Origin of the sequence: Pseudomonas sp. G166 (genome assembly GCF_037027455.2) — a bacterium.
In the GTDB taxonomy this organism is placed as follows: domain Bacteria; phylum Pseudomonadota; class Gammaproteobacteria; order Pseudomonadales; family Pseudomonadaceae; genus Aquipseudomonas.
In genome coordinates this window covers 6,007,459-6,021,328 of the sequence record NZ_CP146985.1, presented here as the reverse complement: position 1 = coordinate 6,021,328, position 13,870 = coordinate 6,007,459, and the positions used below count along the sequence as shown (strand labels likewise).

Below are 13,870 nucleotides of genomic sequence, written 5' to 3'. Positions count from 1 at the left end.
TTATGGTTCGTCAGAGGCAAGTGCTGCGTTGGCAGCGACTGGTAGTCCAGTTTCCTCTTGCGCGACCCAACCCAAAATTGAAAAAAACGACTTGATCCATACCCAAATGGTTATGGATATTTTCCTTCGAGGTATTCCTGACCGACTTCGCGCAGTGCCTCCATGCACCACTGCGCCTGCGGTGTTATCGGTAACGCGGGATTTGTGCATAGCCCCACGGAACCGCCTGGTTCGCGCGTCCCTAATTCCAGCTCCACCAAAGTGCCTTGTCTCAAGTCCTGCCTGACAGCATCGAAAGGCGCTACCCAAATGGCCTGGCTGCATTGTACGTAGCGCCGACTCAGCGCGACCGATAAGGTTTCCAGGCGTTGGCGCGATGGGCTAATGCCGTGTTGCACAAACAGGGCGTCGGCGAATTTACGGATCGTCGTCCCCGCCAAAGGAAGGACCCATGGATAGTCTTCGAGGCTCTTATGCCCCTGTGGATTTGCGAGCACAGGATGGTCGTTACACACCACCAGGGTCATGGATTCGCTGTAGAGGTGTTCGAACGCCAACCCATGAATCAATGGGCTATCGGTCATTCTGCCTACCACCAGGTCCAGCTCACCGACGCGCAGTTGCGATAGCAAGTATGCACTGGGGCCAGTCACCACACTGACCACCAGGGCCGGATGTCGAGCATGCAATCGACAGACAACCTCCGGAATCAACATGCTTTCAACCGTGGAGAGCACACCGACGCTAAGGGCAACGGGCTCGTGGACACCTGCGCGCAAGCTATTGACCCCCTCGCGCAGCGCTTGCACGCTCGGCCCCGCATATCGCAGAAAAGCTACGCCGGCTTCCGTCAGCGTCGTCCCTTTCTTGCTTCGTTCGAACAACACGGCAGCCAACAACGTTTCCAACTCCTTGAGCGTCTTGGAAAGCGCTGGTTGGCTGATTGCCAATTTGTCTGCCGCACGGGCCAGGCTTCCCTGACGCGCCACTTCGAGAAAACACACCAGATGACGGAATTTGATGCGTGTGTCGATGTTCACTCGGGTCGCTGCCTTCAAAGTACTTGGGATGCGCAGTGTTTGTGCTGCCGGTTGCCGCGCGTGGGCTACTTTTCCAACAGTATCAGCCTTGCTTGTCTGTCTGCTCTGTGCATGACGTCCGGGCGTGCAAAATCCGCAGTCTCAAAAACGCAAAAGCCGCGCAATGCGCGGCTTTCAAGGTGGTGGGCCCACACGGACTCGAACCGTGGACCAAAGGATTATGAGTCCTCTGCTCTAACCAACTGAGCTATAGGCCCTCAGTAGGTCGCGGATTATAGCGACGGTTTCTCGGCTGTGCTATCCGAAAAATCCGATACGGTCATACGAAGAAACGTTGCGGCAAACTCTTCGGCGCACAAGGGCAGGCTGACGATATAGCCCTGGATCTGTTCGCAACCTTCTTCAGTCAGGAATTGTTGCTGGGCCAGGGTTTCGACGCCCTCGGCGATGATGGTGAATTGCATGCTGCGGCCCAGGGCGATGATTGCCCGCACGATGGCTGCGTCATGAGGGTCGTCGGGCAGGCCGCGGACGAAAGACTGGTCGATCTTGAGGATGTCCAGTGGCAGACGCTTGAGGTAGCTCAGGGATGAGTAGCCGGTACCGAAGTCATCAATAGCCAGTTGTACGCCGAGTTTTTTCAGTTGGTGCAGTACCGTCAGGGCTTCTTCGGCCTGGCTCATGATGAAGTTTTCGGTAATTTCCAGTTGCAATAAGCCAGGTTCGAGTTGGTGCTCGCGCAGCAGTTGTTCGATACGCCCCAATAGGTTGGGTTGGCGCAGCTGGGCCCCGGCCAGGTTGACCGAAAGGGGGCCAAGGCTGTCGTAAGCGTCGTTCCATTCGCACAACTGTCGGCAGGCGCGCTCCAGTACCCAATCCCCGATTTGCAGGATCATGCCGTTTTCTTCCGCAAGGGGGATGAAGTGTTCCGGCGGCACGTCGCCAAACGTGGGGTGAGTCCAGCGGATCAACGCTTCGGCACCCACCAGTTGGTTGTCGGCGAGGCTGATTTTCGGTTGGAAGGACAATGACAACTCGTTGCGTTCAATCGCCCGCCGTAGCTCGTGCTCCAATGCCACTCGCTCGCTGGCCTGGGCAGTGAGGTCGCGGGTGTAGCTTTCCACCCGGTTGCGTCCCTTGGACTTGGAACGGTACATCGCCGCGTCGGCATTCTTGACCAGTGTGGCGACGTCGCAGCCATCCTGCGGGTAGAGGCTGGTGCCGATGCTGGCGCTGATGAAAAATTCGTGTTCGCCGGCCTGGAAGGGCGCGGCGAAGCAGTTCAACAGTTTCTGGGCGATGTGCTCGGCGTCGCTGGGCTGCTGCAGGCCCGGTAGCAGAATGATGAATTCGTCGCCGCCCAGGCGTGCCACGGTGTCGATGTCGCGCAACTGTTCGCGCAGGCGTACGGCAATGCCTTTGAGCAGCAGGTCGCCGACCGGGTGTCCGAGGCTGTCATTGATGTGCTTGAAGCGGTCCAGGTCCAAGAATAGCACCGCCCCCTGGCCACCATTTTCCTGCTGGCTGTTCAGTGCCGTGAGCAAACGGCTTTCGAACAACGTCCGATTCGGCAAGCCGGTCAGCGGGTCGTGGTGAGCCTGGTAATCGAGCCGGGCCTGGGCGTGTTTGAGGCTGGAAATGTCGGCGAAGACCGCGACGAAGTGGGTGATCTGCTGGTTCCGGTTGCGTACAGCGCTGATAGTCAGCCAGCTGGGGTACAACTCGCCATTCTTGCGCCGATTGGAGATCTCTCCCTGCCAGTGTCCTTCTGCCGTCAACTGGTGCCACATCGCGGCGTAAAACGCGCTGTCGTGCAGGCCGGAAGCCAATAGCCGTGGCGTATGTCCCAAGGCTTCGGTTTCGCTGTAGCCGGTGATTTCAGTGAAGGCACGGTTCACCGCGCTGATGTGTTGTTGTGTATCGGTGATCAACACACCCTCGGCGGTGCTTTCGAACACCGTGGCGGCCTGCTGCAGCTTTTCCTGCATCAGATGGCGTTCGGTGATGTCCCGGGCGATGGTCAGCATGCAGTCTTCATTGCCGATGGGTAGCGGACGGCTGGACACTTCGCAGAGTCGTATCTGGCCGTCATTGCGGCGGATATGGCAGCTGAAATCCCTCACGAAGCCGTCTCGCTTCAGCAGATCGAGCATTTGTTTGCGTTCGTTGAGATTGACCCAGATACCCAGGTCCAGGGTCGAGCGGTCTACCGATAAAGCGCTGTTGAAGCCGGTGATACGGCTGAAACCTTCGTTGACTTCAATCAGCAGGCCGTCGCTTTGCCGCGACAGCAGCAAGCCATCGGGGGAGGCGTGGAAAGCCTTGGCGAACTTCTCTTCGGATGTCTGCAATTGCTGCTGGGTTTCTTTGAGCTGGCTGATGTCACGCACCACCACGACCAGGGCGGGTGTCGTGTCGAGGTCAAAGGGTTCGGCGGAGATCAGTCCGGTGAACTCCTGGCCGTTGCTGCGGCGAAAGGGCATTTCCAGATTGCGAATGCTCCCGGCCTGCAAACGCTGCAACAGGCTTGGGCCAACGCCCTGGATGCCCCAGATATTCAGTTCGGTCGCGGTCTGGCCCACTACCTCTGCGGCGCTCAGGCCAATCTGCTCTTCGAAGGCTTTATTGACCTCCAGCAGGCAGCCGTCCATCAAGCGCGCTATCACCAGGATGTCCGGGCACTGGCGGAATACCGAGGCGAACTTCTGCTCCGAAAGGCGCAACGCTTCCTCGGTGTGCTTGGCCTCACTGATGTCGATCATCAACCCTCGCATCACTGGTTCGTGACCGTGCTCGATCAGGCTGACAATGTCGCGCACCCACAGGCAGCGCCCGTCGGCGGTGATAACACGGTAATCGATGCAGTGATCGCGACCTGCCTGCACTTCATGATCGCAATAGGTCTGGGCGCGGATCAGGTCAGCCGGATGAATGATGTTGCGCCAGAAGCCCGGAATCAGCCAGTGGGCGAGGGGGTAGCCGAGCAATTCCTCGGCGTGGGGGGAGACGTAGCTGTAGGTGAAATCGCTAACCCTTGCTTCCCAGGCAATCGCCGACAAACTCTCCACCAGACCACGGTAATGGTATTCGCTGCTGCGTAGTTCCTGTTCAAGCTCGACCCGTCGGGCAATTTCCGAGCTGAGCCGACGGTTGATGCGAATCACCACTGCCAGTACGCCGATCAAGAGGAGCAGCGCGGGCAGGCCGTAAAGCAGCAAGTCTGACCAGAGCTGGCGGTAATCGTGCACATTGCCGACCCACTTCTCCTGGATCTCGTTGACTTGCGCTGGCGTCATATCCGCCAGGACCTTGTCCAGGATGCTCACCAGTATCTTGTTATCCCGAGGGACGCCCATTGCCAGTTGATAGCGATAAGGTGTTTCCCCGCTGACATAAAGGCCATCGAGCTTGAGTTGGCGCAGGCTCCAGACGCTGGAAGCGAGGTCACCTACCACCGCGTCCACTTCGTCGGTTGCCAGCGCTTGCAGGGCTGAACTGACATTCGGCAGCGCCACCAGGTTCAGGTCGGGATGGTGGTTGCGCAGCAGTTCGTGGGGGGCGTAGTTCTCCACCACAGCGATTTTCAGCCCGTACAGCTCTTTAAGGTTATGCGGCTGGGCGCCGCCATGATGGGCCAGGATGACGATTGGGAAATCGAGATAGGGGCGAGTAAACGCCAGGTAATTCTGCCGTTCGGGGGTGGACATGATGCCCGGCAAAAGATCGATCTTGCCCTGTGCGGCCTGCTCCAGCACTACAGTCCAACTGACCGGCTCGATCGGTGTGAGCTGGATAGCCAGCCGCTCGCGGATGATTTCGACGTAATCAGCGGCCAAGCCCTGATAGCGGCCCTGATCATCTCGAAACTCAAACGGCGGCCATGAGGCATCGACACCCAGGCGCAGGTCGGGGTGGTCCTTGAGCCAGCGGAGCTCCTCTTCAGTGAGCGTCAACGCGCCAGCTGTTGCGGTCCAGGTTATCAAGGACAGCAAAAGCGCGGCCGTCAGTCTGGGCATCAGTGTCTCGTCATGGCTTGGGGAGGATGTTTCGAGTGTAGACGGGCAATAGGGCGGGGGGACAGCACGGGGGGATTTTATCTGTACATAACAAAACCCCCGGCAGGGCCGGGGGTTTGAAGGTCACTCGTCGAGGAAGGAGCGCAGATGCTCGCTTCGCGTCGGGTGGCGCAATTTGCGCAATGCCTTGGCTTCGATCTGACGAATCCGCTCACGGGTGACATCGAACTGCTTACCGACTTCCTCGAGGGTGTGGTCGGTATTCATGTCGATGCCGAAGCGCATGCGCAGTACCTTGGCTTCACGGGCAGTAAGGCCGGAGAGTACTTCGCGAGTCGCTTCCTTGAGGCTCTCAACGGTGGCGACATCGATCGGAGACTGCATGGTCGAGTCTTCGATGAAGTCACCCAGATGGGAATCTTCGTCGTCACCGATCGGGGTTTCCATGGAGATCGGCTCTTTGGCGATCTTCAGTACCTTGCGGATCTTGTCCTCAGGCATTTCCATGCGTTCGCCCAGCTCTTCCGGGGTCGGTTCGCGACCCATTTCCTGCAACATCTGCCGGGAAATACGGTTGAGCTTGTTGATCGTCTCGATCATGTGCACCGGAATACGGATGGTGCGGGCCTGGTCGGCGATCGAGCGAGTGATCGCCTGACGGATCCACCAGGTGGCATAAGTCGAGAACTTGTAGCCGCGACGGTATTCGAACTTGTCCACCGCTTTCATCAGGCCGATGTTGCCTTCCTGGATCAGATCGAGGAATTGCAGGCCGCGGTTGGTGTACTTCTTGGCGATGGAGATCACCAGACGCAAGTTGGCCTCAACCATCTCTTTCTTCGCGCGGCGGGCCTTGGCCTCGCCGATCGACATGCGACGGTTGATGTCCTTGATCTCAGCGATGCTCAGGCCGGTTTCGGTCTCCAGCGCGCTCAGTTTCTGCTGGCAACGAATGATGTCCGGTTGCAGGCGACCAATGGCTTCGGCGTATTTGCTTTTGCCTTTGGCCAGGGCATCGGTCCAGCTTTCGTCGACTTCGTGGCCAGGGAACTGACGCAGGAAATCGGCGCGTGGCATGCGGGCATCACGCACGCAAAGTTGCATGATCGCGCGCTCTTGCTGACGCAGACGATCCAGGGCGCTGCGAACACGCTCCACCAGGCCTTCGAACTGCTTGGGCACCAGCTTGATCGGCATGAACAGCTCGGCCAGTGCCAACAGCTCGGCGATGGCCTGCTTGTTGTTACGACCGTGCTTTTTCAGCGCCTTGCGGGTGATTTCCATCTGGTCGGCCACAGCGCCGAAACGCTGTGCAGCGATGACCGGATCCGGACCGCTTTCGGCTTCTTCCTCGTCGTCGCTGGCTTCGGCGTCGTCGTCATCGGTGTCGTCGTCGGCCTTGACGGCTTTCGCGTCGATCGGCGGCGGCACTTCGGCGGCAGGCGGCGCAATGCCGTCGTCCGGGTCGATATAACCACTCAGGACGTCGGACAGGCGGCCACCTTCGGTGGTGACGCGGGTGTACTCGGAGAGAATATGGTCAACCGTGCCAGGGAAGTGCGCGATTGCGCCCATCACTTCACGGATGCCTTCTTCAATACGCTTGGCGATTTCGATTTCGCCTTCGCGTGTGAGGAGCTCTACCGTACCCATTTCACGCATGTACATGCGCACGGGGTCCGTGGTGCGACCAATGTCGGTCTCGACCGCTGCCAACGCTGCGGCCGCTTCTTCAGCGGCCGCCTCGTCGGTATCGGCGTCGGCCAGCATAAGGGCATCCTTATCTGGAGCAACCTCGAATACGTTGATCCCCATGTCGTTGATCATGCGGATGATGTCTTCCACCTGTTCCGGATCTGAAATATCCTCCGGCAGGTGGTCGTTGACCTCCGCGTAAGTCAGGTAGCCCTGCTCACGACCCAATAGGATCAACTCTTTGATACGAGACTGCTGTTGCGCTTTTCCGGACATAACACCCTATCCACTGAAGGTCTTGGCGGGCAAAAAACAAGCCGAGGATTATACCTGAGCTGTGACCTCACGCGCCAGTTGAGGTCGGGTTTGATGCGCAAACATTGCGGCTGAGTAAGTCGCGCAATTGGTTTTTCTCTTCGCTGGTCAACTCGCTCTGGCGAGCTTTTCGCAGAAGTTGTTCCAGATTTCGCTCGCGTTGGCGGGCGGACAAGCTAGTAATGGTGTCGAAAAACTGTTGTTCAAGGTTATCTCCTTCAATCAGCCATTCCTTCTCGGCCAGGGCCTTCAACAGACGCCCCTGTTCGGTGCCATGCCATCGTGCGATCAACTGGAAAGAGTTTAGCTTGGGGTTCTTCTGCACCGCTTCAAGGAGCGCGACCAGCAATTGCGTATTGCTGTGGTCCTCGGCGGCGAAGTGCCCGGCGTCCTCGACTTTTTCAGCCAGTTGCGGGTGATGCAGCAAGGTGCGCAAGGCGGCCAGTGTTGGTGGTTCGACGGCGGCCGGCACGCGCGGGGCACGTGGCTGGTCACGATCGCCGCGCTTGCCGTTCTTGTCCCAAGGCTTTTTGTCCCATTTCTTGCCGCCGCTGCCGGGTTTTTTCGGCGTCCATTCCTGCTGCGGTGCATAGTCCTGCTGCGGTTGATGATAGTCGGCGAAATCTGGCATCGCGTCGTAATCGATACCCGGGTCGTAGGCCGGTGGCGCCTCCTGAGGCGCACTGTGGACCAGTTGATTGACCGCTTCGCTGTTCAGGCCGGTGATCTCGGTCAGGCGCTGGCGCATGAGCGTGCGCAGGTTGGCGCCAGGCACCTTGTCGATCAGTGGTGCCGCGAGAGTGGCCATGTGGGCCTTGCCTTCGAGTGAGCGCGGATCGGCCTCTTCGGTCAATTGCTGGAAAAAATAATCGGCCAATGGTTGCGCGTGCTGATTGATCCGCGCGCGGAACGCATCGGTCCCCTCGGAGCGCACCAGGGTATCCGGGTCCTCGCCTTCTGGCAGGAACAGGAAGCGTGCACGCCGCCCGTCCTGCAGGCACGGCAGGGTGGCTTCCAGTGCACGCCAGGCGGCATTGCGGCCGGCCTGGTCGCCGTCAAAGCAAAACAGCACGTTGGGCACCACGCGAAACAGGCGCTTCATGTGTTCTTCGCTGGTGGCCGTGCCCAGGGTTGCGACGGCGTTGCGCAGGCCTTGCTGGGCCAGGGCGATAACGTCCATGTAGCCTTCGACGACAATGATTTCGTCGAGATTGCGGTTGTTCTTGCGCGCTTCGTACAGGCCATAGAGTTCCTGGCCTTTATGGAAGACCGGGGTTTCCGGGGAGTTCAAGTACTTGGGCTTGTCGTCACCCAGTACTCGGCCACCGAAAGCAATGATCCGCCCGCGGGTGTCGCGGATGGGGAACATTACCCGGTCGCGGAAGCGGTCGTAGCGCTTGCCGGTTTCGGCATTCTCGACCAGCAGGCCGGCGTCGATCATGGCGCGTTGCTGCAGCGTGTCGCTGCTTAGATGCTTATAGAGATTGTCCCAGCCGGGCGGGGCGAAGCCGAGGCCGAAGTCCCGGGCGATTTCGCCGGTCAGGCCGCGACCCTTGAGGTAATCCACCGCTGCCTTGCGTGCCGGATGGCTTTTGAGGGCCTGGCGATAAAAGTCGGCCGCCGCGGTCAGCAGCGGATAGAGCGGCGAGTCGGTCGGTTGGCGCGGCTTGTGTTGCCGACCGCTTTCCTCCCGGGGAATCTCCATGCCAGCGGCTTTGGCCAGTTCTTCGACGGCCTGGGGAAAGTCCAGGTTGTCGTGGTCCATGATGAAGCCGAGGGCATTGCCGCCTGCGCCGCAGCCAAAGCAATAGTAGAACTGCTTGTCGGGGCTGACGCTGAACGATGGGGTTTTTTCCTTGTGAAACGGGCAGCAGGCCGTGTAGTTCTTGCCTGCTTTCTTCATTTGCAGGCGAGAGCTGACCACGTCGACGATGTCGGTGCGGTTCAGGAGGTCGTCAATAAAGCTCTGGGGAATCAGCCCGGCCATGGCGTTCTCATCATCACTGCGCGAAATATGGACCCGAAATCAGCAGGCGTAACCGGCTCTTGGTCTTGAGGCACAGTAAAACGGTGGCTCGACCGGGTCGTCTGCATCATCGCTGTCGGGAAGTGTATCTGCCGATAATCCACTGACGTTAATAACTATCAGCATTCGACTGTTTGAATGTGTTGCGCTGAGTCCGGTAACGGCCGGTCAGGCCTCGGATAGCTCATCAAGCGGGCACGCAAGCAGGTGCCTTGGGCTGATCGTCGTTAGAGGAATCAGGGGTGTGCTCGTCAGTAGCCTTGGTAGGCTCGTCAGAAGAGACGTGCACCGCTGGCAAAAGAGCCAGGTCTGACGTGGTGAAGCAGGTTGTCTTGGTCGCGTCTGCGGCTTTGACGGTGAAGCATCAAGCGTGATTCCGCAAATGCCATAAGCCCGGCTTGAGGGCCGGGCTTGGCAGAAGCTTGCTACGGACGTCTGTGTATTAGTACAGACGTACGGCGCGGCGCTGTTCGCGCTGAACTTTCTTGGCGTGACGCTTAACAGCGGCTGCTGCTTTGCGCTTACGCTCCGAAGTCGGCTTCTCGTAGAATTCGCGGCTACGAACTTCAGCCAGAACACCGGCTTTTTCGCAGGAGCGCTTGAAACGACGCAGAGCTACGTCGAAGGGTTCGTTCTCTTTTACTTTGACGGCTGGCATCCAGAGCTACCTTCATTCATTACCGGGGTCAACATCCTCGCGGCAAAAGAGCACTTGAAGACGTCGGTTTTTAAGGGTTGCGGATGTTAACCCCTCATCGCTCGGAATGCAAAGCCTCTGATCGAAAACCGCTGGTCGGGGCACAACGCGGCGACTATTATGCGCGCCTTCGAATTCAGCCTCTACAAGGCGCAAACCCATGCTAGTACTGGGATTAGAAACCTCCTGCGACGAAACCGGCGTTGCACTTTACGACAGTGAACGCGGCCTGCTGGCCGATGCGCTGTTCAGCCAGATCGACCTGCACCGCGCTTATGGTGGGGTGGTGCCTGAGCTTGCGTCGCGCGATCACGTCAAGCGCATGCTGCCCTTGATCCGCCAGGTCCTGGCCGAAGCAGGCTGTGTACCGACCGAGATCGATGCCATTGCCTACACCGCTGGGCCGGGCCTGGTGGGCGCGTTGCTGGTAGGCGCTTCCTGCGCCCAGGCGCTGGCCTTTGCCTGGGGTATCCCGGCCCTTGGTGTGCACCACATGGAAGGCCACTTGCTGGCGCCCATGCTGGAGCCGCAACCACCGCAATTTCCGTTCGTCGCTTTGTTGGTGTCTGGCGGCCATACGCAGCTGGTTCGGGTCGATGGCATCGGCCAATACCAGTTGCTGGGCGAAACACTTGACGACGCCGCTGGCGAAGCTTTCGACAAAACCGCGAAAATGATGGGGCTCAATTATCCCGGCGGACCGGAAATCGCCCGACTTGCAGCTCAAGGCGTTGAAGGACGTTTCGTGTTTCCGCGTCCGATGTGCGATCGCCCGGGTCTTGATTTCAGTTTCAGCGGCCTGAAAACCTTCGCCCTGAATACTTGGCAGCAGTGCGTCAGCGCCGGGGACGACAGTGAGCAAGCCCGTTGCGACATCTCGCTGGCGTTCCAGCAGGCCGTGGTGGAGACTTTGACCATCAAGTGCAAGCGTGCCCTGAAGCAGGCCGGTCTCAAGCGTCTGGTAATCGCAGGTGGCGTGAGTGCGAACAAGGCGTTGCGCGTATCACTGGAGAAAATGCTCGGCGACATGAAGGGCGACGTTTACTACGCCCGGCCGGAGTTCTGTACCGATAACGGCGCGATGATTGCTTTTGCCGGCTGTCAGCGTTTGCAGGCGGGCCAGCATGAAAGCCTGGCCATCAGCGTGCAGGCGCGTTGGCCGATGGAGCAGTTGTCGCCGCTGTGAAGCGGCTTTTAAAAATGCCGTTCGCGCCCGGCGAACAGGTCGCGTAGATTGCCTCGGTGACGCCAGACGATCAGTGCGACCAAGGCTGTCATCGGCAACAAGGCCGCCGGCTCCTGCCAGGCCAGTAGTGGCAGGGTCAGCGGTGTGGCGATCAGCGCGGCCAGTGAGCTGGTGCGGGTCAGGTAGAACGTCAGCAGCCAGGCACAGACCGCCAGTAGGGCCGCGGGCGGATACAGGCCCAGCAGCATGCCGGCAGCAGTGGCGACACCCTTGCCGCCACGAAAGCGAAAGTACAGCGGAAACAGGTGGCCGATAACGGCGCAGACGCCGATCCAGGCCTGTTGCTGCAACGAGAGCCCTGCAAGGCTGGCGATCAATACCGGGAAAAGACCTTTGCAGAGGTCGCCAAGCAGGGTCAGGACGGCGAGTTTGCGTCCGGCCAGGCGCAGCATGTTGGTGGCGCCGGCATTGCCTGAGCCACTCGTTCGCGGATCCGGGCGACCGGTCAGGCGGCTGAGCAAAATGGCAAAGGACAGCGAGCCGAGCAGGTAGGCGAGAATCGCCAGTAACCAAAACATGCTAACTATTCCGGGCGAGGACGCCCTGATTCTAACGGCGCATTGCGCCCTTGTCGTGCTGCGGAGAAGAGTGCTTGGACAGAGTGTTTATCGAGGGCCTGGAAGTCGACACGGTAATCGGTGCCTACGACTGGGAACGAGGCATCCGACAGTGTCTGCGGCTTGACCTGAGTTTCGCTTGGGACAACCGCCCGGCCGCCGCAGGCGATGACCTGACTTTGGCGCTCGACTACGCCAGCGTATCGGCGCGCATCCAGTCATTTGCCGAGCAAGCGCAGTTCCAGTTGGTCGAAACGTTCGCCGAACGACTGGCCCAGGAACTGATGGACGAGTTCAAGATTACTTGGCTGCGTCTGAAGGTGACCAAGCCCGGTGCGGTGCCGGCGGCCAGCGGTGTTGGCGTGGAGATCGAGCGCGGATGTCGCTGACTCAGGTTTTTCTCGGGCTCGGCAGCAATATCGAGCGCGAAATCCATTTGCGTGCGGGCCTTGAAGCCTTGGCCGATTTCCTGGTGGACATACGCTGTTCGGCGGTCTTCGAGAGTCAGCCGGTGGGGATCAAGAGCGGGCCATTCTTCAATTTCGTCGTGTCGGCCTTCACGGATCTGCCGCTGATGGAGTTGGACCGTCGCCTCAAGTTCATCGAGGCGGACAACGGTCGTTATGCGCCGGATCGCAAGGGGCTGCCGCTGGATATCGACGTGCTGCTGTATGGCGAACAGGTTGGCAACTTCGACGGGTTGATTCTGCCTCGCGCCGAAATCCTCAAGAACGCCTTTGTTCTGTGGCCGTTGTCGTTGATCGCGCCGGATCGGATTCATCCAGGTGTGGGCAAAAGCTTCGCCACTTTGTGGGACGAGTCGCAGATTGATCAGGTGTTGGCGCCGGTGGCTTTTGAGTGGCGAGGCCAGCAGCTTACGCCGTCGAATCTGCTGTGAGGCGCCTGCGGTCATCGCGAGCAAGCTCGCCCCCACATTGATTAATCAGCGGACACATGTGTTGTGTTCGACTGAAGCCCACTGTAGGAGCGAGCTTGCTCGCGATGGCGGTGGCGCATCCCGCGAAGATGCAAGCCGCCCCTATGCCTTCCGTCAGTTCGCTGCGTCCTTGTACGCTTTCAACGCCCTGAGGCGCTCGCGCTTGATCGCCTCGCCCAACTCCGGGCCCTTGAAGCCCTTCTCCAGCAAGGGCTGCACTGCCACTCCGCGGGCCGCTGCTGCTGCACCTCGCAAATAGTCAGCCTGTGGATAACTTCTCTCTTCGAGCCCTTTGCGTCCCCGCGCATCCATCTCGCACGCCGCGATGAATTCCTCGAAGCGCTGAGGCCGGCGATACACGTCAAAACTCTGCAACAGCTCAAGCAGGGTAGAAGCCTTGAGCTCAAGTGCACGATGACCATGGGTGTGGTACTGGCCAACCAATAGCGCCAACTCCTGGCAGTCGCGCGGCACCTTGAAGCGCTCATTGACCGCTTTGATCAGTTTCAATCCCTTGTGCTCGTGAGCGATGTGTCGCGGCCATTCGTGCTCGGGTGTCAGGCCTTTCCCCAAATCATGGAGCAGGCAAGCCCAGCGGACGGTCAGAGGCTGCCGGTGTAGCGCTGCCTGTTCCAGCACGCTCAGGGTATGCAAGCCAGTGTCGATTTCCGGGTGATGGGCTTCAGGTTGTGGCACGCCGAACAGCGCATCGACCTCGGGTATCAGAACCTTGAGTGCCGTACAGTCGCGCAGCACCTGGATAAACACCTGTGGTTGATTTTCCATGAGGGCGCGGGAAATTTCTTTCCAGCTGCGTTCGGCGGTCAATGCCTCCAGCTCACCGGAATCGCTGAGCTGACGCATCAGCTCAAGTGTTTCATCGGCCACTTTGAAGCCCAACGGAGCATAACGTGCGGCGAAGCGAGCAACTCGCAGTACTCGGAGGGGATCTTCGGCAAATGCGGGGGAAACGTGGCGCAAAATTCTGGCTTCGAGATCGCGCTGGCCGTGGTATGGATCAGTGAGATGGCCGTTGTCGTCTTCAGCCATGGCGTTGATCGTAAGGTCTCTGCGGATCAGGTCTTCTTCGAGGGTCACTTCAGGGCTGGCATGGAACACAAAGCCGCCATAGCCTCGACCGCTTTTGCGTTCGGTACGGGCCAGGGCGTACTCCTCGCCGGTCTTCGGGTCGAGGAACACCGGGAAATCGGCCCCCACGGGGCGGAACCCCTTGGCCAGCATCTGCTCGGCGGTGGCACCCACCACGACCCGATCGATGTCGGTGACGGGGATGCCCAGCAGGCGATCGCGAACGGCGCCGCCGACTTTATAAATCTGCAT

General features: G+C 59.4%; 10 protein-coding genes and 1 tRNA gene. 3 read left to right on the top strand and 8 right to left on the bottom strand.

Annotated elements, in window-relative coordinates; all coding sequences use genetic code 11:
- Positions 1–110: 110 nt before the first annotated feature.
- The 6 genes from pcaQ to rpsU form a co-directional block, all read right to left on the bottom strand.
- Positions 111–1,040: a pca operon transcription factor PcaQ gene (pcaQ, locus tag SGN16_RS26765; protein WP_335945440.1), complete on the bottom strand. Its 930-nt coding sequence runs from the start codon at positions 1,038–1,040 to the stop codon at positions 111–113.
- A 180-nt stretch (positions 1,041–1,220) separates the two neighbouring features.
- A tRNA-Ile gene (locus tag SGN16_RS26760) sits at positions 1,221–1,297 on the bottom strand.
- A 15-nt stretch (positions 1,298–1,312) separates the two neighbouring features.
- On the bottom strand, positions 1,313–5,056 hold the full coding sequence (locus SGN16_RS26755; RefSeq protein ID WP_210641503.1) for an EAL domain-containing protein: 3,744 nt from the start codon (positions 5,054–5,056) through the stop codon (positions 1,313–1,315).
- Positions 5,057–5,179: 123 nt separating this feature from the next.
- Complete coding sequence (gene rpoD, locus SGN16_RS26750; protein WP_135847475.1) at positions 5,180–7,027, bottom strand: RNA polymerase sigma factor RpoD; 1,848 nt, start codon at positions 7,025–7,027, stop codon at positions 5,180–5,182.
- 67 nt (positions 7,028–7,094) lie between these two features.
- Positions 7,095–9,053, bottom strand: a complete 1,959-nt coding sequence (gene dnaG / locus SGN16_RS26745; RefSeq protein ID WP_335945441.1) for a DNA primase — start codon at positions 9,051–9,053, stop codon at positions 7,095–7,097.
- A gap of 481 nt (positions 9,054–9,534) precedes the next feature.
- On the bottom strand, positions 9,535–9,750 hold the full coding sequence (rpsU, locus tag SGN16_RS26740; protein WP_002551877.1) for a 30S ribosomal protein S21: 216 nt from the start codon (positions 9,748–9,750) through the stop codon (positions 9,535–9,537).
- A 199-nt stretch (positions 9,751–9,949) separates the two neighbouring features.
- Between rpsU and tsaD the strand changes: the two genes are divergently transcribed.
- Complete coding sequence (gene tsaD, locus SGN16_RS26735; RefSeq protein ID WP_210641498.1) at positions 9,950–10,975, top strand: tRNA (adenosine(37)-N6)-threonylcarbamoyltransferase complex transferase subunit TsaD; 1,026 nt, start codon at positions 9,950–9,952, stop codon at positions 10,973–10,975.
- Positions 10,976–10,983: 8 nt separating this feature from the next.
- Here tsaD and plsY read toward each other — a convergent pair whose 3' ends face one another.
- Positions 10,984–11,553 (bottom strand): glycerol-3-phosphate 1-O-acyltransferase PlsY, encoded by a 570-nt coding sequence (gene plsY, locus SGN16_RS26730; protein ID WP_210641496.1) that lies wholly within the window; start codon positions 11,551–11,553, stop codon positions 10,984–10,986.
- Positions 11,554–11,627: 74 nt separating this feature from the next.
- Between plsY and folB the strand changes: the two genes are divergently transcribed.
- Positions 11,628–11,981, top strand: coding sequence for a dihydroneopterin aldolase (folB, locus tag SGN16_RS26725; protein ID WP_210641495.1), 354 nt, complete (start codon positions 11,628–11,630; stop codon positions 11,979–11,981).
- The gene (gene folK, locus SGN16_RS26720) at positions 11,972–12,490 is read left to right on the top strand and encodes a 2-amino-4-hydroxy-6-hydroxymethyldihydropteridine diphosphokinase (protein WP_335945442.1); all 519 of its coding nucleotides are present in this window, start codon (positions 11,972–11,974) and stop codon (positions 12,488–12,490) included. Before folB ends, folK begins: the two co-directional genes overlap by 10 nt.
- Positions 12,491–12,643: 153 nt before the next feature.
- On the opposite strand, the gene SGN16_RS26715 is transcribed toward folK, so the two are convergent.
- Positions 12,644–13,870 carry a multifunctional CCA addition/repair protein gene (locus SGN16_RS26715; RefSeq protein ID WP_210641490.1) on the bottom strand — a complete coding sequence of 409 codons (1,227 nt, stop codon included), beginning with the start codon at positions 13,868–13,870 and terminating at the stop codon, positions 12,644–12,646.